The 19,656-nt window shown below is 45.8% G+C and carries 23 protein-coding genes; 15 read left to right on the top strand and 8 right to left on the bottom strand.

Annotation, left to right across the window (positions count from 1 at the left end; translation table 11 throughout):
* Positions 1-5: 5 nt before the first annotated feature.
* From queA to secF, 7 genes are all read left to right on the top strand, one after another.
* The gene (gene queA, locus AB3F25_RS08025; RefSeq protein WP_373603321.1) at positions 6-1,097 is read left to right on the top strand and encodes a tRNA preQ1(34) S-adenosylmethionine ribosyltransferase-isomerase QueA; all 1,092 of its coding nucleotides are present in this window, start codon (positions 6-8) and stop codon (positions 1,095-1,097) included.
* A 104-nt stretch (positions 1,098-1,201) separates the two neighbouring features.
* Entirely contained in the window at positions 1,202-2,353 is a 1,152-nt protein-coding gene (gene tgt, locus AB3F25_RS08020) for a tRNA guanosine(34) transglycosylase Tgt (protein WP_373603320.1), read from the top strand.
* Positions 2,354-2,424: 71 nt separating this feature from the next.
* Complete coding sequence (locus tag AB3F25_RS08015) at positions 2,425-2,937, top strand: hemerythrin domain-containing protein (protein WP_373603319.1); 513 nt, start codon at positions 2,425-2,427, stop codon at positions 2,935-2,937.
* 3 nt (positions 2,938-2,940) lie between these two features.
* The gene (locus AB3F25_RS08010) at positions 2,941-3,150 is read left to right on the top strand and encodes a sulfurtransferase TusA family protein (protein WP_373603318.1); all 210 of its coding nucleotides are present in this window, start codon (positions 2,941-2,943) and stop codon (positions 3,148-3,150) included.
* A gap of 354 nt (positions 3,151-3,504) precedes the next feature.
* Positions 3,505-3,798, top strand: coding sequence for a preprotein translocase subunit YajC (gene yajC / locus AB3F25_RS08005; RefSeq protein ID WP_373603317.1), 294 nt, complete (start codon positions 3,505-3,507; stop codon positions 3,796-3,798).
* A 23-nt stretch (positions 3,799-3,821) separates the two neighbouring features.
* Positions 3,822-5,669, top strand: coding sequence for a protein translocase subunit SecD (secD, locus tag AB3F25_RS08000; protein WP_373603316.1), 1,848 nt, complete (start codon positions 3,822-3,824; stop codon positions 5,667-5,669).
* A 10-nt stretch (positions 5,670-5,679) separates the two neighbouring features.
* Positions 5,680-6,654, top strand: coding sequence for a protein translocase subunit SecF (secF, locus tag AB3F25_RS07995; protein ID WP_373604352.1), 975 nt, complete (start codon positions 5,680-5,682; stop codon positions 6,652-6,654).
* Between the two features lie 47 nt (positions 6,655-6,701).
* Here secF and murQ read toward each other — a convergent pair whose 3' ends face one another.
* The 6 genes from murQ to AB3F25_RS07965 are packed head-to-tail and all read right to left on the bottom strand — an operon-like array spanning position 6,702 to position 10,834.
* A complete protein-coding gene (gene murQ, locus AB3F25_RS07990) occupies positions 6,702-7,619 on the bottom strand; it encodes an N-acetylmuramic acid 6-phosphate etherase (protein WP_373603315.1) in 918 nt (305 codons plus the stop codon).
* Positions 7,620-7,643: 24 nt separating this feature from the next.
* A complete protein-coding gene (locus AB3F25_RS07985; RefSeq protein ID WP_373603314.1) occupies positions 7,644-8,825 on the bottom strand; it encodes a glutathionylspermidine synthase family protein in 1,182 nt (393 codons plus the stop codon).
* Position 8,826: 1 nt separating this feature from the next.
* Entirely contained in the window at positions 8,827-9,432 is a 606-nt protein-coding gene (locus AB3F25_RS07980; protein ID WP_373603313.1) for a hypothetical protein, read from the bottom strand.
* Positions 9,429-10,133 carry an HAD-IA family hydrolase gene (locus tag AB3F25_RS07975; protein WP_373603312.1) on the bottom strand — a complete coding sequence of 235 codons (705 nt, stop codon included), beginning with the start codon at positions 10,131-10,133 and terminating at the stop codon, positions 9,429-9,431. Before AB3F25_RS07975 ends, AB3F25_RS07980 begins: the two co-directional genes overlap by 4 nt.
* Positions 10,134-10,553 (bottom strand): DUF2251 domain-containing protein, encoded by a 420-nt coding sequence (locus tag AB3F25_RS07970; protein WP_373603311.1) that lies wholly within the window; start codon positions 10,551-10,553, stop codon positions 10,134-10,136. It lies immediately after the preceding gene.
* Positions 10,554-10,561: 8 nt separating this feature from the next.
* A complete protein-coding gene (locus AB3F25_RS07965; RefSeq protein WP_373603310.1) occupies positions 10,562-10,834 on the bottom strand; it encodes a hypothetical protein in 273 nt (90 codons plus the stop codon).
* Positions 10,835-11,127: 293 nt separating this feature from the next.
* On the opposite strand from AB3F25_RS07965, the gene fabZ reads away from it, so the two are divergent.
* The 8 genes from fabZ (at position 11,128) to AB3F25_RS07925 (ending at position 18,329) form a co-directional block, all read left to right on the top strand.
* Positions 11,128-11,574, top strand: coding sequence for a 3-hydroxyacyl-ACP dehydratase FabZ (gene fabZ / locus AB3F25_RS07960; protein WP_373603309.1), 447 nt, complete (start codon positions 11,128-11,130; stop codon positions 11,572-11,574).
* A 14-nt stretch (positions 11,575-11,588) separates the two neighbouring features.
* Complete coding sequence (lpxA, locus tag AB3F25_RS07955; RefSeq protein ID WP_373603308.1) at positions 11,589-12,377, top strand: acyl-ACP--UDP-N-acetylglucosamine O-acyltransferase; 789 nt, start codon at positions 11,589-11,591, stop codon at positions 12,375-12,377.
* 161 nt (positions 12,378-12,538) lie between these two features.
* A complete protein-coding gene (lpxB, locus tag AB3F25_RS07950; protein ID WP_373603307.1) occupies positions 12,539-13,711 on the top strand; it encodes a lipid-A-disaccharide synthase in 1,173 nt (390 codons plus the stop codon).
* Positions 13,704-14,297 (top strand): ribonuclease HII, encoded by a 594-nt coding sequence (gene rnhB / locus AB3F25_RS07945; protein ID WP_373603306.1) that lies wholly within the window; start codon positions 13,704-13,706, stop codon positions 14,295-14,297. The genes lpxB and rnhB overlap by 8 nt, the downstream gene beginning before the upstream one ends.
* A 9-nt stretch (positions 14,298-14,306) precedes the next feature.
* Positions 14,307-16,163: an SLC13 family permease gene (locus AB3F25_RS07940; RefSeq protein ID WP_373603305.1), complete on the top strand. Its 1,857-nt coding sequence runs from the start codon at positions 14,307-14,309 to the stop codon at positions 16,161-16,163.
* Positions 16,164-16,347: 184 nt separating this feature from the next.
* Positions 16,348-16,941 (top strand): molybdopterin adenylyltransferase, encoded by a 594-nt coding sequence (gene mog / locus AB3F25_RS07935; RefSeq protein WP_373603304.1) that lies wholly within the window; start codon positions 16,348-16,350, stop codon positions 16,939-16,941.
* Positions 16,942-16,944: 3 nt separating this feature from the next.
* Complete coding sequence (glnB, locus tag AB3F25_RS07930; protein ID WP_373603303.1) at positions 16,945-17,283, top strand: nitrogen regulatory protein P-II; 339 nt, start codon at positions 16,945-16,947, stop codon at positions 17,281-17,283.
* Positions 17,283-18,329: an AI-2E family transporter gene (locus tag AB3F25_RS07925; RefSeq protein ID WP_373603302.1), complete on the top strand. Its 1,047-nt coding sequence runs from the start codon at positions 17,283-17,285 to the stop codon at positions 18,327-18,329. Before glnB ends, AB3F25_RS07925 begins: the two co-directional genes overlap by 1 nt.
* A 94-nt stretch (positions 18,330-18,423) precedes the next feature.
* Here the strand turns inward: AB3F25_RS07925 and psiE are convergent, their stop codons facing one another.
* Complete coding sequence (psiE, locus tag AB3F25_RS07920) at positions 18,424-18,840, bottom strand: phosphate-starvation-inducible protein PsiE (RefSeq protein ID WP_373603301.1); 417 nt, start codon at positions 18,838-18,840, stop codon at positions 18,424-18,426.
* A gap of 89 nt (positions 18,841-18,929) precedes the next feature.
* On the bottom strand, positions 18,930-19,655 hold the full coding sequence (locus AB3F25_RS07915; RefSeq protein ID WP_373603300.1) for an epoxyqueuosine reductase QueH: 726 nt from the start codon (positions 19,653-19,655) through the stop codon (positions 18,930-18,932).
* Position 19,656: the final 1 nt, after the last annotated feature.

Here is a 19,656-nt window from a genome sequence, read left to right as displayed (position 1 = left end):
ATATTATGCGTGTTTCCGATTTTTATTTTGATTTGCCGGATGAACTGATCGCCCGTTATCCGAAAGAAGATCGTTCTTCTTGCCGACTATTGCAATTAAATGGCGAAACCGGCGAACTTTTCCATCGTACTTTTACCGATGTGCTCGACTTGATTAACGAAGGTGATTTGTTAATTTTCAACGACACACGGGTGATTCCCGCACGTATGTTTGGACGTAAAGCCAGCGGCGGTAAAATCGAAGTGCTGGTGGAGCGGATGTTGGATGAGCAGCGTTTTCTGGCGCATATTCGTTCTTCCAAAGCACCGAAAGCAGGTGCCGAATTATTTTTAGGCGAAGACAAGCTCGGCGAAAACAACGGCGTTAAAGCAATAATGAATGCCCGTCACGGCGCGTTGTTTGAAGTGGAATTAGCCGACAAATCCGGTACGCTGCTAAACGCGTTGCAACAAATCGGCCATATGCCGCTGCCGCCTTATATTGATCGCCCTGACGAAGAAGCGGATCAAGAATGTTATCAAACGGTTTATGGTAAGGTGCCCGGTGCGGTGGCCGCACCGACTGCCGGATTGCATTTCGACGATGAATTATTGGAAAAACTGCGCGCCAAAGGCGTGAATTTCCAATTCGTTACGCTACACGTCGGCGCCGGAACGTTCCAACCGGTACGCGTGGCAAATATTGAAGAGCATATTATGCATGCGGAATACGTAGAACTTTCGCAAGAAGTCTGCAATGCGATCATTGAGACTAAAAAAGCGGGCAAACGTGTGATTGCGGTGGGCACTACTTCCGTGCGCTCCGTTGAAACGGCGGCATTGTCGGCGCAGGAAAACGGCAATGGCGAGATGATCGAACCTTATTTTTCCGATACGTCGATTTTTATTTATCCCGGCAAAAAATTTCGCATCGTGGATTGTTTGATTACCAACTTCCATTTGCCGGAAAGCACGCTGATTATGTTGGTTTCCGCCTTTGCCGGTTTTTCGCATACGATGAATGCCTATAAAAGTGCGGTGGAAAATCGTTATCGTTTTTTCAGTTACGGTGATGCGATGTTTATTTCCAAGAATCCTGAGGTGAAGGCTTGGAAATAAGCGGTTTGACTTATTTCCGAGTACTCCATAAAATGCGCAGAGCCTGTATCAACAGGCTTTTTTATTGGCTAAAACCTTCGAACTGTTTATTCGTTGAGGAAAAAATGAAGTATGAATTAGATAAAATCAGCGGTAATGCCCGTCGCGGTCGTCTGATCTTTGAACGTCCACAAGGCACCTTTAGCGTGGAAACGCCGGCGTTTATGCCGGTGGGAACTTACGGCACGGTAAAAGGCATGACGCCGGAAGAAGTGCGCGCCACCGGTGCGGAAATTTTGCTCGGTAACACTTTCCATTTGTGGTTGCGTCCGGGGCAAGAAGTCATGCGTAAACACGGTGATTTGCACGATTTTATGCAGTGGCATCGCCCGATTCTCACGGATTCCGGCGGTTTCCAAGTATTCAGTTTGGGCAAATTACGCAAAATTACCGAAGAAGGCGTAAAATTCCAAAACCCGATTAATGGCGAACGCATTTTTCTTTCCCCTGAAAAATCAATGGAAATTCAATATGATTTGGGGTCCGACATTGTGATGATTTTCGACGAATGCACGCCTTATCCCGCCACTTTTGATTACGCCAAGCAATCTATGGAAATGTCCTTACGCTGGGCGCAACGCAGTCGCAAACGTTTTGACGAATTGGGCAATAAAAATGCCTTGTTCGGCATTATTCAAGGCGGCACCTTTGAGGAATTGCGTAAGGTTTCCTTGGAAGGCTTAGTGAACATCGGTTTTGATGGCTATGCCGTGGGCGGTTTGGCCGTGGGTGAACCAAAAGAAGATATGCACCGCATTTTGGAATACATTTGCCCGCAAATTCCTGCCGATAAACCGCGTTATTTAATGGGCGTGGGCAAACCGGAAGATTTGGTGGAGGGCGTGCGGCGCGGGATCGATATGTTTGATTGCGTGATGCCGACCCGCAACGCGCGGAACGGACATTTATTCGTCACCGATGGTATTGTAAAAATCCGCAATGCCAAATATCGCGATGACACCAGCCCATTGGATCCGCACTGCGATTGTTACACCTGCAAACATTACAGCAAAGCCTATTTGTATCATTTGGACAAATGCGGCGAAATCCTAGGCGCGCGTCTTAATACTATTCACAATTTACGTTATTACCAACGCTTAATGGCGGAAATCCGTCAAGCAATCGAAGCGGATCGTTTTGAGGATTTTGTGGTGGCGTTTTATGCGCGAATTGGCAAACCCGTTCCACCGTTACAATTAGCTGAAACAGCGCAATAATCAGTGAAAAGTGTGGTTATTTTTAAAAACGTTTTCAAATCGACCGCACTTTTCCAATAACAGGAGCATGTATGCAAATTCTAGAACCCCAACAATTCGCTAGCTGGAACGAACCCATTGAAATGCTGTACGCTTGCCACGGTAAAGTGAAGCGTTTTTGTCGACAGCTGACGATTTTGCCTGATTATTTGACGAAACACGGTTGCAATCAGGCGGTAAAAAACGATGTGCGACAAATTCTAAACTATTTCAATCAATCCGCGCCGCTGCATCATGACGATGAGGAAAAGGATTTTTTCCCCGCCCTGATTGCCAAACTGCCTGAAGCGAAAGCGAAGGTGGATGAATTGGAACGCCAACATGTTGATTTGCATGAAAATTGGCGTTTACTTGCGGCACAACTCGAAAGTCTTGTTGCGCAACAATGTGATAAGGTGGATGCGGTGCTGATTCAGCGTTTCGTTGCGGCTTACGACCGGCATATCGCTATTGAAGAACCATTGTTTGAGTTGGGAAAACGTTATTTGAGCGAGGCAGAATTAAAGGCGATGGGCGCGATTATGTCAAAACGGCGCCTTGTGTAATGTATGGATTATCTACTCGATACCCGCGATTATCGTTGCCCGTTGCCGCTATTGATGGTGAAGCAAGCGCTGTTGCGGCTAACGGCGGAGGATAAATTATCGGTTTTACTTTCTGGCGACAGTGATTGGCGCGAAATCCAACGACTTTGTGAAATGTACCTTTGCCATTGCCAATACGAGGCAGATCAAACATTAATAATCCGTAAACGTTAATTTGTCGCCGCCCTTTTTTATCCAGCCGTGCCGACCATAAACACATTCGACGACGCTTTTTGCGAGCTTCATTTTTGGCACCGCATTGAAATCCCAAACGAGCACCGCATTGAAGTCTCAAATAAGCACCGCATTGAATGAGCCGTGTTCAATGTGGTCAGCCAAAGAGGCAAAATTAGTGTAAAGGTTAGTCGTGCGAAGGCACCAAATTAACGGGAGAAAAGGTACATTTTTTTACAATATCAAGCGCGCGCTTTTCGTGTAATGTTCAATATGCTTTTCACATTTCACGCGATTTATGGTATTTTAGCGCCCAAATTTCAACTTAATTCAACTTAATAAGGAAAACTTACAATGGAAGCACAAAACCCAATGTCCACGTTATTTATTTTCGTGATTTTCGGTTTAATTTTTTACTTTATGATTTATCGTCCACAAGCGAAACGCAACAAAGAACACAAAAAACTGATGTCCGAACTGGCTAAAGGCACTGAGGTGTTAACTGCCGGCGGTATGATGGGCAAAATCACCAAAGTTATCGAAGACAACAACAGTGTAGTGATCGCGTTAAATGAAAATACAGAAATCACAATCAACCGTAACTACATTGTAACCATCCTGCCGAAAGGTTCTGTCAAAACGCTTTAATCCTCCATACCCAAGGGAAAACTATGTTAAATCGTTACCCATTATGGAAGAATCTAATGGTGATCCTCGTGGTCGCCATTGGTGTTTTATATTCTCTTCCAAATATTTACGGTGAAGATCCGGCCGTGCAAATTTCCGGTACACGCGGGCAACAAGCTGATACGACGGCGTTGAGCCAAGTTCAAGAAGTGTTAAAAGATAATAATCTTACTGCCAAATCAGTGATCCTCGAACAGGGTTCGATTCTTGCCCGTTTCAGCAATACCGATGATCAATTACTTGCCAAGGATAAAATTGCCGAAAAACTCGGTAATCATTACACCACCGCATTGAACCTTGCTCCGGCTACGCCCGCGTGGTTAAGCACGCTTGGCGCCAACCCGATGAAATGGGGCTTGGATTTGCGCGGCGGGGTACGTTTTTTGATGGAAGTGGATATGAATTCCGCTTTGGCAAAACGCCAAGAACAATTGCAGGACAGCTTGCGTACCGAACTTCGTAAAGAAAAAATTCAATATACTGCAATTAAAAATGCCGATAATTTCGGCACGACGGTTACCTTGGCCGATAGCGCTCAAATTTCCAAAGCCGGTCGGATTATTCGTCAAGCGCATCCGACCCTGGATGTGAGCGATTCCGGTGATACCTTAACCTTATCTCTTTCCGGCACCGCATTGAATGAAGCGCGGGATTTGGCGATTGAACAAAACTTAACTATTTTGCGTAAGCGGGTGTCTGAATTAGGCGTGGCGGAAGCGGTGATTCAACGGCAAGGCGCTGAACGCATTGTGATCGAATTGCCGGGTGTGCAAGATACCGCCCGCGCGAAGGAAATTTTAGGTGCGACCGCCACTCTTGAGTTCCGCCTAGTGAATCCGACGGCGAATGTTGAAGCAGCGGCACGGGGTATTGTTCCGGCAGATTCTGAAGTGAAATATGACCGTCAAGGTATGCCCGTGGTTTTATTAAAACGTCCTTCTTTGGGCGGTGAGCATATTATCAATTCCAGCGCCGCATTGGATCAGCAATCCGGCACGCCGCAAGTTAGCGTTACTTTAGATAGCGAAGGCGGCGATCAAATGTCGCAAATCACTAAGAAATTTTATAAAAAACCGATGGCGACCCTTTATGTTGAATATAAAGACAACGGCAAAAAAGATGAGAACGGTAAAACCATTTTAGAGAAAAGCGAAGAAGTGATTAACGTGGCGACCATTCAGGCGCGTTTCGGTGCGAATTTCCAAATTACCGGCGTAAGCAGTATGGCGGAAGCGAATAATCTTTCCACGTTATTAAAATCCGGTGCTTTGATCGCACCAGTGCAAATCGTGGAGGAACGCACTATCGGTCCATCACTTGGCGCGCAAAACGTGGAACAGGGCTTGGATGCGAGTTTTTGGGGGTTAATTGCGGTGATCCTGTTTATGCTGTTTTACTATAAAGTTTTCGGCGTTATCGCGAGTTTAGCTATGGTAATTAATATCGTTTTGTTAGTTGGTTTGATGTCAATCCTACCGGGTGCAACGCTTTCTATGCCGGGAATTGCGGGTATCGTATTAACTTTGGGAATGTCTGTGGACGCCAACGTGTTAATCTTCGAACGGATTAAAGAAGAAATCCGTAATGGTCGCCCGATTCAGCAAGCGATTAATGAAGGTTATAACGGCGCATTTACATCTATCTTCGATGCCAATTTAACCACTATTTTAACGGCAATCATTCTTTATGCCGTCGGTACCGGTCCGATTCAAGGCTTTGCGATCACCCTTTCCTTAGGGGTAGCGATTTCCATGTTTACTGCAATTACAGGAACGCGCGCCCTTGTGAACGCAATTTACGGTGGAAAAAATATTAAGAAATTATCAATTTAGGCAGGGAATGATGAAACTTTTTGCAAAAGATAAAGACGGGCATTTTATTCGTGAAATCAATGGAATTAAACTCCCGTTCCCATTGACCGAATTTATGAAAGTGCGTAAATGGGGTTATTTATTTTCTGCCTTTGCGATGGTGATTTCGCTGTTTTTCATTATCACTAAAGGTTTTAACTGGGGCTTGGATTTTACCGGCGGTGTAGTATTTGATACCCGTTTCTCGCAAGTTGCGAACTTGGATCAAATTCGCGCTAAGTTGAACGAGCATGGCATCGAAAGCCCTATCGTACAAACCACCGGTTCCGTGCAAGACGTGATGATTCGTTTACCGGCGGCGGATAACGACGTAACCATTGGTGATCGCGTAAAAGCTATGTTAGTGGAATTAGATCCGAACATTAAAATTAAGAGCGTAGAATTTGTTGGTCCGAATGTCGGAGAAGAATTGGCACAGGGCGCGGTTTACGCAACTTTAGCGACGCTTGCTATGATGTTGCTTTACGTTGGATCACGCTTTGAATGGCGTTTAGGTTTCGGCGGTATTGCTTCCCTCGCCCATGACGTGATTATTACGCTTGGCGTATTTTCAGCGTTGCAAGTGGAAATGGATTTAACTTTCGTGGCAGCGATTCTTTCCGTAGTAGGGTATTCCATCAACGACAGTATTGTGGTATTCGACCGAGTGCGGGAAAATTTCCGTAAAATTCGTCGGTTAGATACGATTGATATTATTGATATTTCCCTCACGCAAACCCTATCAAGAACCATCATGACCTCTGCGACGACTTTAATCGTGGTGATCGCCTTGTTTTTCTTCGGCGGACCGTCTATTCACAACTTTTCGCTGGCGTTGTTGGTCGGGATTGGTTTTGGTACCTATTCTTCCATCTTTATCGCCATTGCAATCGCTTACGACGTGGGGCTGCGCCGCGAACACATGATTCCGCCGAAAGCGGATCGCGAAGTGGATGAACTTCCTTAAGATATAAATATTATCGGTCGGTTAAGTTCGTTTAACCGACCGATTTTTTATTCTTTGCCGGCTAATGCTTTTCGCAGCCGTCCTTTCTCTTTTTCCAACAAGGCTTGCGCTTCGTCTTTTTCTAAACCGCTTAAAAGTATCATAATTGCCAGCTTGGCATTTTGTTCGGCTATCGTTAGCGTTTGTTCGGCTATGGTTTCGTCGCACTCGGTAGCTTGCATTACAATACGAACAGCGCGTGCTTTAAGTTTCTCGTTACTTGCTTGCATGTCCACCATCAAATTTTCATAGCATTTGCCGAGCAAAATCATGGATGCGGTGCTGATCATGTTGAGTACCAATTTTTGTGCCGTGCCGGATTTTAAACGGCTAGAACCGGTCAGCACTTCTGCACCGACCAGCGTATCGATAGCGATATCCGCCGTTTGCGCCATAGGTGAGTTCGGATTGCTGGCAATAGAAACTGTGATCGCACCGAGTTGTTTGGCGTAACCTAAAGCGCTCAATACATAAGGTGTGCGCCCGCTTGCCGCGATGCCCACTAATACGTCTTTTGCATTGAAATCGATCGCTTGTAAATCCGTCACGGCCGCGTTCGAATTATCTTCCGCCCCCTCTATCGGATAACGAATCGCAGGCTCGCCACCGGCGATAATGCCTTTCACCATTTCGTTGTGCACGCCGAATGTCGGCGGACATTCCGAGGCGTCTAATACACCTAAACGGCCGCTGGTGCCTGCGCCGAGATAGACCAATCTGGCACCGCATTGAAAGGCCTTTACTACGGCTTCCACGGCCTGTGCAATTTGTGGTAATACGCGTTCGACGGCAAGAGGAACCTTTTTGTCTTCTGTATTCATTAGCGTCACGATTTCTAAGGCGGAAAGGCAATCCACCTCCATCGAATGCGGATTGCGTTGTTCGGTGATAAGCGTCGAGAGAGTTTGTAGTAATGTTTCGTTCATGGCAGGTTGTCTGAAAAATTATCCTTACGGCACAAAATAATGTGGTACGAAATGACTGTCGTTGCCGGTGACAGCGGTGAAATCTTCGCGTAGGCCCATGCCGCAAGCCACATCACCGATGACCCAGGAACCGATTACCGGATACATGCCATCAAAATTCGGGAGCTCGAACTTTTGCTGGTAAATGTAACCGGACGTGTCGTAGAAAGCAGAGTGTTCGCTGCCTTTGGCGGCAAATTCCACGCCGTTGCTTTTTTCGTAGTAGAACACGTTGGCGCCTTCGCGGCCAAGCAACGGTTTTTTTACCCAAATGGCTTTTCTATCGGTGATATCGAATTTATTAAAATATGCCGGCAATAAATTCGGGTGGTTAGGATAGCGTTGCCACAACTTAGCGAGCAAGGCTTTGTTGCTTAATAACATTTTCCAAGCAGGTTCAATAAAACTTGTATGCGCGTTCGGAATATGTCGTGCAAATTCCGCGCCGCTGAGCCATTCGAGCGGATAGAGCTTGAATAACATATCAATCGGTGCATCGTTCAAATCGACAAATTCTTGATTTTCTTTGTTGTAACCAATGTCTTCTACGGCAAGTTGATGAATATTCCAACCCGCGTTATAAGCCACATCGGCAAGATAATCTAAATTGCCCCAATCTTCGCGTCCCGCTTCTTGCATGGCACTGAAATAGAAATCGTTTTTGCCGCTTTGTTGTTTTAGAAAGGTGAAATGTTTGAGCAATTCTTCGTGGATCCAGTTGAATTGGTCGCGATATTGTAACCCCTCGATTTGTTCCAACCATTGCCATTGCACTATCGCCGCTTCCAGCAATGAAGTCGGTGTATCGGCATTGTATTCGAACATTTTTAAGTTTTCGCCGTCGTAGCCGAAATCAAAACGCCCGTATAAATAGGGCGCTTGTTTATGCCACGCGTCTTCAATCAACTGCTTTTGCAAATCGGTAAAACGATAATAAGCGTAGTCGCCTTGTTTGATTTCATCGGCGACAAAATCCAAACACATCGCATGTAGTTCGTTGGTGGCGTCTTCAATGCGGTCGATTTCAGTCAAGGTAAATTCATAGGCGACATTGTCCGACCAATAATGCGAGCCGTCGCTTGAAGGCAGGTTGTAATAATCAAAGCCGACATCAAGCAATTGTTGCACCATATCGGGGCGCGTCGGAAAACCGGTAACCCGTTTCATATTAACCTCCGCTACTTTGTCGGTTGGAATTGCTCGGACTAGTGAAACCGCCGCGCGAAACCGGTTTGCTGTTCATGCTACCGGCATTGCCTTTTACCAACATTGGTTTGCCGACGGAACGATTGGTTTGCGGTTGAATCACCTGACCGCTTGGGGTGGAAACCGCACGGTTGCTCGGATGATAGCTTGGGCCTAAGAAATTGCTAATGGCTCGTGCCGCCATATAGCCCATTACACCACCGGCAATCGCTGAACCTAGTGAAGCGCCTTCGCTGCCGGTGGCTTGGCTAGAGCCGGTTGTTGAAGCATTCGTTTCGCTGCCGGACTGCGTATTTGGCACCGCATTGGCGTCACTGTCGGCGCTGCGTAAGCCTAAACCAGAAGAAAGAGCGTTGCCGGTTTGTTGGGTTGCTTGTTGGTCGGTATTCATTTGTGTCGCCGGCGCGTTTTGGCCATTTTTATCGGCTTCACAAAGCTCGATTTTTTGCCAATCTGCAAGGCAGTCTTCAAGGGAATGGTAGACGTCGCGTTGGACTTCTTCTTCCGAACAGCCACCGAGCAGGGCGACGATGGAAAGGGTGACGAGAATTTGATTTTGTTTTTTCATAGTTTAGTTAGCTCGCTTAAGTGATGGATTTCTAAAGTCGGTAAGACGGTTGCTTCGGTAAAATCGGCAAGGGAGTTATCTGATAAATTTACCCATACCGCTTGGCAACCCGCTTGAATCGCGCCTTGTACGTCGGTGGTTAAATTATCGCCCACGTGTAAAATTTCTTGCGGTTTTACCTTGAAATAACGGGCGGTTTGGCGAAACAAATCTTTATGCGGTTTGGCTCTTCCGTGTTCACCGCCACGTAAAACCAACTCAAACTGAGATAAATGAATACGCGCCGGTTCTACGTTACCGTTAGTGATGACGCTTAATCGGTAGCGCGTTTTTAATTCGTTCAACACGTTTGGCGTGTCGCTCGGTAAATCAATTTGATGACGCCAATGGAGAAATTCATTAATGGCGAGAGTTAATGCATGGTCGATTTCTGCTGAATTTTTTCCTTGTGTGAGCAAAAATTGGCGTAACGCTTCTTTACGCCATAGGGTGACATCTTCGCTTAAAATCGGATCTTGTTGGGCGATACGCGCTTTCCAAGTCGGCCACTCTTGTTCAAAGGTCGGGCATTGCGTCAGTGTTTGTGTAAATTGCACAAAACGCGCTACTGCGGTGCGAATAACGTCTTGGTTATCGTAAAGGGTGTCGTCCAAATCGAAGCTGATTACTTTGAAGGGCTGGAGGTTGCGATAAAATTTCATTTATTTGATAGTTGGTACATTAAGCCATTGGCTGGCTTTGTCGTTGGTGATTTCTTCGTGTGTCCACATACTCATTAAATCCGGCTGTGGATACTTGTTGCCGTTATAACCGACGAGACGGGCAAAATCAAATACCGCATGCGGATAACCGTTAATTAAAAGCAATGCCAGATAACCGCTTGCGTCCCAACAAATTTCGAGTTTACGCGCTTCATGGTGGTTTGATGCGGAATCTACGTTGTACACGTGCAACATGTCCGCAATCGGCTGTTCGTTTTGGCGCATATCAAGCGCGTAAAAATAGCCGGTTTGCCCGTCATCTTCAAACATTACCGCGAGATGATCGTGCACGGTGGAATGCGTTCCGACTTGTTTTGGTGTACCGAGAAAGAGCTCGTCCTCAAGGGTTAAATGTAACATATGTATTCCTATTTTTTAGCGTTTAAGATGAACGGTTTGGCGTATTCAGCGATTAATCGGTCGGTTGTCATGAAATAAAGGTTTTCAATATCCGCTTGAGCCGGCAAGAGCCGAACAAAGGGATTTTTACAAATAAAAGGGTAGTTTGACGATTTAACAATATGAGGCAATTCAATGGGGAGCTGACGGCAACCTACCGAAAGAAGTCCCTGTTCGAGCTTTTCCACATTAATCTCAAAATTAGGCTCTTTTTGACCGGATTTTATAGCAATTTCCCACAAACTCGCCAGGCTAAAATACAGTTCATTATTAAGTTTAAAGTTAGTTTAATTTTTTTGGTTTAATGTAATCAAGTGAAATTTGGATAAAAAATCGTACTTGCTTTGCAAAAAATAAGTCGTTCATTAAACCTCGGATTAACAATTTAAGCATGTTTAATATTTAACTTAGCTTTAATTTTCTGTCCAAGTTTTTGGGGCGTGTATTTTGCGGTGCGTTTTGTTTTTAGCCATAAGTATCGTATAATCCGCAAGTCTTTTTTTTCTATTTGTACAAATATTTTAAGGGTATTACCGTGTCAGAACAGCAATCAAAAGTGATCGAAGCAAAAGAAATTATGACGTTATTGCCGCACCGCTATCCATTTTTGTTGGTAGATCGCGTGTTGGATTACAAAGAAGGCGAGTGGCTAAAAGCGATTAAAAATATCAGTGTGAACGAGCCTTGCTTTACCGGTCACTTTCCGGGCGAGCCGATTTTACCCGGTGTGTTAATTTTAGAAGCACTTGCCCAATCTATGGGAATTTTGGCGTTCAAAACCCATGAAATCAAAGGCGGTGAGCTATTCTATTTTGCCGGCATTGACGAAGCGCGCTTCAAACGTCCGGTGCTACCCGGCGATCAAATGGAGCTCAATGTTCAAGTGATTAAAGAACGCCGAGGCATTACCGCTTTTACCGGCATCGCGACGGTTAATGGCGAAGTCGCTTGTGAAGCGAAATTAATGTGCGCACGTCGCTAATTTAAGAGGCAGCTATGATCCACCCAAGTGCAAAAATCCATCCGACCGCTCTCGTTGAAGAAGGCGCGGTTATTGGCGAAAACGTGATTATCGGTCCTTTCTGCATCGTTGAAGGCAGCGTTGAAATTAAAGCACGCACCGTGCTGAAATCGCACGTAGTGGTACGTGGCGATACGTTAATCGGCGAAGATAACGAAATTTATCAATTCGCCAGCATCGGAGAAGTGAACCAAGATTTAAAATATCAAGGCGAGGCCACTAAAACCGTTATTGGTAACCGCAATAAAATTCGCGAACACGTCACTATTCACCGCGGTACCATACAAGGCGGTGGCGTAACCTATATCGGCAACAACAATTTGCTGATGATTAACGTTCATGTAGCACATGATTGCCAAATCAAAAATAACTGCATTCTTGCTAATAACGCGACCTTGGCCGGACACGTAGAACTTGATGATTTCGTAATTGTCGGCGGTATGTCGGCGATTCACCAATTCGTCGTTGTGGGTGCACATGTCATGCTTGGCGGCGGTTCGATGGTAAGTCAAGATGTGCCGCCTTATGTAATGGCGCAAGGTAACCACGCGCGTCCGTTTGGGGTGAACTTGGAGGGCTTAAAACGCCGCGGTTTTGATAAACCGACTATGCATGCTATCCGTAACGTGTACAAAATGATTTACCGCAGTGGCAAAACTCTCGAAGAAGTCTTGCCGGAAATTGAGCAAATTGCCGAAACTGATTCAGCCATCAGTTTCTTTACCGATTTCTTCAAACGTTCTACGCGCGGAATTATCCGTTAATTAAGGGTGCATAACGAAGTCATCAAATAGCACCGCATTGAAGCCCCGTCCCGCCGCTTTCAACATTCCCTTCCCGGCGAAACGGCGGCCGGAGAAACAACAATAAACCGCTCAACCGCTCTTTGACGCTCAAAGTGCGGTTGTTTTTTAGGATAAATTCAATGAATAAAAAAAATCCGACCATCGCGTTGGTTGCCGGCGAAGTGTCCGGCGATATTCTCGGCGCAGGCTTAATTCGTCAGCTCAAAATTCATTATCCGCAGGCGCGTTTTATCGGTATCGCCGGCCCGCGTATGCTTGCGGAAGGCTGCGAAAGTTTGGTGGATATGGAAGAACTTTCGGTGATGGGGTTGGCGGAAATTCTTAAACATTTGCCGCGCCTGCTGAAAATCCGTAACAATGTGATTCGAACCATGTTACGCGAAAAGCCGGATGTTTATATCGGCATTGATGCGCCGGATTTTAATTTGGGGGTGGAACTCAAATTAAAGGCTAATGGCATCAAAACCATTCATTATGTCAGCCCGTCCGTGTGGGCATGGCGCCAGAATCGTATTTATAAAATCGCCAAGGCAACGCATCAAGTATTGGCGTTTTTGCCTTTTGAAAAAGCGTTTTACGATAAATTTAACGTGCCTTGCCGCTTTGTTGGTCATACCATGGCGGACGCCGTTCCGCTAAAACCGGACCGCATTGAAGCCCGTCAACATCTAAATCTTGATGCGAATCAACGTTATTTGGCGATTTTGGTGGGGAGCCGCGGCTCGGAAGTGGCGTTTTTAACCGAGCCTTTCCTACAAACCGCGTTGTTGCTGAAACAACGCTTCCCTGATTTGCAATTTCTTGTGCCATTGGTGAATGAAAAACGGCGCGCGCAATTTGAAGCAATTAAAGCGCAAGTCGCACCGAATTTAGCGATGCACGTCATTGACGGCAATGCGCGCCAAGTGCTGATTGCCGCCGATGCGGCTTTACTTGCTTCCGGCACCGCGGCGCTTGAAGCGATGCTGTGTAAATCGCCGATGGTGGTGGGCTACAAAATGAAAGCGCTCACTTATTGTTTGGCTAAACGTTTGGTGAAAAGTAAATATATTTCTCTACCGAATTTGCTTGCTGATGAAATGCTTGTGCCGGAAATGATTCAAGAGGAATGTACCCCGGCCTTGTTAGCTGAAAAACTGGCGGTATATTTTTCCACAGACGAGGCTGCGCTTGAACATCGCCGAGTTTTAATTCAGCGCTTCACCGAGTTGCACCGGCTGATTCAATGCGGTGCTGATCAGCAAGCTGCGCAAGCGGTCATTGATTTATTGGAAGGCACAAAAAATGTTTGATTATCCTAAAGATTACCGACTTATCGCCGGCGTGGACGAAGTGGGGCGCGGGCCGTTGATCGGGGCGGTGGTGACGGCTGCGGTGATCCTTGACCCGAATAACCCAATTGAAGGTTTGGCGGATTCCAAAAAATTGTCAGAGAAAAAACGCCTCGCGCTTGCCGCAGAAATCAAACAAAAGGCCTTGGCGTGGGCACTCGGGCGCGCTGAAGCGGAAGAAATCGACAAACTCAATATTTTGCAAGCTTCCTTGCTGGCCATGACTCGTGCGGTTCAAGCGTTGCGGATTCGGCCGCAGTTTGTGTTGTTGGACGGCAATAAAATTCCGAACGATCTCGATATTCCGGCGCAAGCAGTGGTGAAAGGCGACAGTCTGGTCGCGGAAATTAGCGCCGCGTCAATTTTAGCCAAAGTGGCGCGCGATCAAGAAATGGAAGAGCTGGATCGACAATATCCCGAGTACGCCTTTGCTCAACATAAGGGGTATCCGACAAAATTACACCTCGAAAAGCTCACCGCATTAGGGCCTTTGCCGCAACATCGTCGCAGTTTCGCGCCGGTGCGTAAGGTATTGGAAAATCGTTAAGGAGCAGTTATGCAGACCATTTTCACGAACGCGCTTTGGATCAGTCCTTTGTTTTGGACGCTGATTTTACTCGCCGTTGCGGTTTTACTTTTTGTTCGTAACAAAGTGCGGATGGATGCTGTCGCGTTACTTGTAATGTTGGCGTTTTATTTAAGCGGCATTTTAACCATTAACGAAATTTTCGCCGGATTTAGCGATCCGAATATTATTTTGATCGCCTTATTGTTTATCGTGGGCGAAGGCTTGGTACGCACCGGCGTGGCTTACCAAGTCAGCGAAGGTATTTTGAAACTTTCCGGCAATAGCGAAACCAAGGTTTTGATTTTATTAATGTTAGCGGTTGCAGGTTTAGGGGCATTTATGAGTTCTACCGGCGTGGTGGCGATTTTTATTCCGGTGGTATTAATGATTTGTCGCCAAATGAACCTTTCGCCAAAACGCCTAATGATGCCGCTTTCTGTCGCGGGGTTAATCAGTGGGATGATGACTTTAATTGCCACTGCACCGAACTTAGTGGTGAATGCGGAGCTAATCAAAGATACCGGTACGCGTTTACGTTTTTTCGATTTTACCCCGATCGGGTTGGTAATTTTGTCGCTCGGTATCGGTTATATGCTGCTGATTCGACGCTGGCTCGGTGCCAATGGTGCGGCAGAAAATCAAGATAATAATCAGCGTTCCATGGCGGAATTGATTGATGAATACGGTTTGCGCGATCGTACTAAACGCTTTGTGGTACGTACCGGTTCGCCGTTTATCGGCAAAAATCTCAATGAACTGCATTTGCGCTCCAGTTACGGATTAAACGTGTTAGCGATTGAACGTTGGAAGCATTTCCGCCCGGTTTACACGATGCCGCTTGGTACCTCGGAAATTCACGAAAAAGACATTTTGATGATCGACATCGGTCAACAAGCCTTTGATTTAAGCGAGTTTTGTCAAAGCCATAATTTAGAACCGGCGGAAATTAAATCACAATCTTTTAATGAGCACGCCAAATCTATCGGCATGGCCGAACTTACTTTGGTGCCGGGTTCCGGCATTATTGGTAAAACTACGCAGGAAGTGGAATTTCGTTCCCGTTACGGCTTAAATGTGGTGGGCATTAAGCGCGACGGCGAGTTGATTTCTGACAGTTTCAGCGGTACGCCTTATAAATTGGGCGATCTCATTTTAGTGGTGGGCGATTGGAAATTTATTCAACAGATGCGCAGTCGCACCAAAGATTTTGTAGTGTTGAGTTATCCGAAAGAAATGGAGCGCGTAGTGCCCGCGCGAAGTCAAGCGCCACAGGCCTTATTTTCGGTATTCATTATGGTGCTGTTAATGGTTTCCAATGCGGTGCCAAATGTGATTGCCGCGTTGATCGGTTGCTTGCTATTGGGCTATTTCCGCTGCGTTGACGCGAAAAGTGCTTACGATTCAATTCATTGGCCGAGCTTGATTTTAATTATTGGCATGATGCCTTTTGCCATTGCGTTGCAGAAAACCGGCGGGATTCAATTGGCCGTGCAAGCGATGTTGCAATTGGTGGGCGACTGGGGACTGTACTTGGTGTTAATGATGCTGTTTATTTTCTGCGCCGTGGTGGGTTTATTTATTTCCAACACGGCCACGGCGATTTTGGTGGCGCCGATTGCCATTTCCTTAGCGCAGCAATTGCAGGTTTCGCCGATTCCGTTTGCCATGGTGGTGGCTATCGCCGCCTCTGCCGCCTTTATGACTCCGGTTTCCTCGCCGGTGAACACCATGGTGGTCGGCCCCGGTGGTTACAAATTTAGCGATTTCTTAAAAATCGGCGTGCCGTTTACCCTAATTGTAATGCTTGTGAGCGTGTTTCTCATTCCGCAACTTTTTCCGTTTTAATTGATTTTAACGGGGCATAAAATTTTAGCGTCTCATTTATTTTTCTTCGCACCGTTTATGGTGCCAAGACGAGAATCAATGCGGTGCTGATTTAAGACTCCGTTATCGTGCTGAAAAGGATAACCCCGCAGCGTAAAGGCGAAGGGGAAAATTGTAGTTTATTTGTATAAAAATAAGGAAAAATATGACCAAACGTTTAAAAATCGGACTTGTTTCCGTGTCAGATCGCGCATCAAGCGGTGTGTATCAAGATCAAGGTATCCCGGAATTACAGGCTTGGCTAGAACAAGCGCTGGCTGAGCCTTTTGAACTGGAAACCCGTTTAATTCCCGACGAACAACCGATTATCGAACAAACATTGAAAGAATTAGTGGATGTACAGGATTGCCATCTTGTTCTTACCACGGGCGGAACCGGGCCGGCAAAACGCGATGTGACGCCTGATGCGACGCTTGCTGTTGCCGATCGCGAAATGCCGGGCTTCGGCGAGCAAATGCGCCAAGTAAGTTTGCATTTCGTACCGACGGCGATTTTATCGCGCCAAGTGGGGGTGATTCGTAAAAATAGCTTAATTCTAAATCTACCGGGACAGCCGAAAGCCATTAAGGAGACGCTGGAAGGCGTGAAAGATGAGCATGGTAAAGTATTGGTAAAAGGCATTTTCAGTGCGGTGCCCTATTGCCTGCAACTGATTAATGGCTTGTATATTGACACTCGTGCGGACATTATCGAAAGTTTCCGCCCGAAATCGGCTCGCCGTGAAACGTCGGAGAAGTAAAAAATGAAAAAAATCGAAGCAATGATTCGCCCTTTTAAATTGGATGATGTACGCGAAAATCTTTCCGATATTGGCATCAGCGGTATGACGGTAACCGAAGTGCGTGGTTTCGGACGTCAAAAAGGCCATACGGAACTGTATCGTGGGGCGGAATATATGGTGGATTTTTTACCGAAAGTTAAAATGGAAATCGTGGTGCCGGACGAATTGCTGGAACAATGCCTCGAAACCATAATAGAAACTTGTCAAACCGGCAAAATCGGTGACGGCAAAATTTTTGTCTATGATGTAGAGCGCGTAATTCGCATTCGCACCGGTGAAGAAAACGAGGAAGCCGTTTAGTGGGAAATCATCTCAATTTGCACCGCGCTCTGCTTAACATTGCAGCGGTGATCATTATTCTTGCCGGTATTAAACTGGCGGCAGAAATTGTCGTACCGTTTTTACTGGCACTGTTTATCGCAATCATTTGTTCACCAATAATTAAATCAATGACAGCACGACGGGTACCGCATTGGTTGGCCATGTTACTGCTGTTTGTGTTGATTTCGTTGATTTTCTTCTTTTTGGTTGGCTTGATTAATAGTAGCGTACGCGAGTTTAGCCAATCTATTCCGCAATATAAAACTCTGCTATCGGAACGCATTAATGATGTGATGGCTATGATTCAACGGTTCAATGTCCCGATTCAGCTTTCGCGCGAAACCATTCAAGATAATTTTGATCCGAGCGTGATTATGAATTTTGTCAGAAGTTTATTACTGAATTTCTCCGGTGTGGTGAGTAATACTTTTGTGCTTATTTTAGTGGTGGTTTTTATGCTTGCCGAAGCGCCGACCATGAAACGCAAATTTGCCTGCGTAATGAGTTCTAATCCAAATGATGCGGCGACCAAAGAACGCCATATTGACCGCGTGTTGCAAGGTGTGATTGGTTATCTTGGCATTAAAAGTATTACCAGTTTGCTTACCGGCATCAGCATTTTTATTTTGCTTGAAACTTGCGGTGTGCAATACGCGATTTTATGGGCGACCTTAAGTTTCTTACTGAATTACATCCCAAACATTGGCTCCGTCATTGCCGCCATTCCGATTATCGTACAGGCGTTATTGCTCAACGGTTTCGGCATCGGTTTCAGCGTAGCGGTCGGCGTAATCGCGGTTAATCTGGTGATCGGCAATATTCTCGAACCGAAAATGATGGGTCAACGCCTCGGGCTTTCCACTTTAGTCGTCTTCTTATCTCTACTTTTCTGGGGATGGTTGCTTGGTACTGTGGGGATGCTGCTTTCTGTACCGCTTACTATGGTGCTTAAAATCGCCCTGGAATCCGGTTCACACACGGTGAAATATGCGGCATTGTTGGGCGATGTGGAGGATGGTAAGTAAATGTATTAAAAATGAAAAGATGTGGTGAAACCGCGCTAAATGCGACTATTCCCTATTTTTAGGGGACGTTTCACCGCATATTACTTTTTGGTCGTTAAATATTTCTTAACTTATCTGAATACAAAATTAAACAGAGCGCAATCACCATAATCAAAATCGCGCCGGCAAACAGGATCGTTTCGCTCGCGCTTTCATGGTTAACAATGATTAAGCGCAACATGGCGGTAATCCCTGCATAGATGAAATAGCGCAGCGGAAAGTGATAGCCGCTTTTAAAATATTGCACGATAAGCCCGATAAAACCGAAGTACAGAAAAAACATTACAGCTTCTTCCGCTACGGCATAAGGCACAACTGAGGAGGGATTTATTACCATTAAGGCGAGAGAATAGGTGATTTTGGCTAAAGCAATGACGAGCACGACGGCAAGGGCAATCAATGCGGTGCTCAATACGACCTTCAATATACCGATCACGATTTTAGGTAATTTTTCTAATTGATTTTCTTCCATTTTGTTTCCTTAAGTCTATGTTTAATAAAAAATACCGATAAAACGTCATCGGTATTTGGGTAAAGTAAGATCCGTTTTTGTGGGGTTTTTTAATCCGGCGAATAATACAATTTACCGATTTCGATTTTTTGGCGGCCTGTTTGTTCACGCCATTTATTACTGTCGCGTAGGGAATACACACAGCCGCAATATTCCTGCTGATAAAAACGTTCGCGTTTGCTGATTTCAATCATGCGTTGCGAACCGCCTTCTTTGCGCCAGTTGTAGTCCCAATAAATCACGTCATCATATTTTTCCGCTGCACGATGACCGCAACCGTTAATTTGCGCCATGTCTTTCCAACGGGAAATGCCAAGGCAACTGGTGAACACCGGAAAACCATGCTCATGGGCGTATTCGGCGGCTTTTTCAAAACGCATATCGAAACACATGGTGCAACGAATGCCGCGCTCCGGCTCCCATTCCATACCTTTGGCACGATCAAACCATTCTTGGCGATCATAGTCTGCATCGATAAACGGAATACCGAATTTTTGCGCAAAGCGAATATTTTCTTCTTTGCGGATTAAATATTCTTTAAGCGGATGGATATTCGGATTATAAAAATAAATAGTGAATTCAATACCGGATGCCAAAATCGCTTCCATCACTTCGCCCGAGCAAGGGGCACAGCAAGAATGTAAAAGCAGTTTATTATGCCCATCCGGCAATTCCAGTTTTTCACGAATAAACGGCGCATTGGGATCTTTACGCGGTTTTTGTTTACGTGTTTTATGCTGAAAACCGACCGCACTTTGAGATTGTTGTTCTGTCATC

The organism is Aggregatibacter sp. HMT-949 (assembly GCF_041734645.1).
Classification (GTDB): Bacteria; Pseudomonadota; Gammaproteobacteria; order Enterobacterales; family Pasteurellaceae; genus Rodentibacter.
The sequence above is the reverse complement of the archived record's forward strand: the minus strand, read 5'-3'. Positions and strand labels throughout refer to the sequence as shown.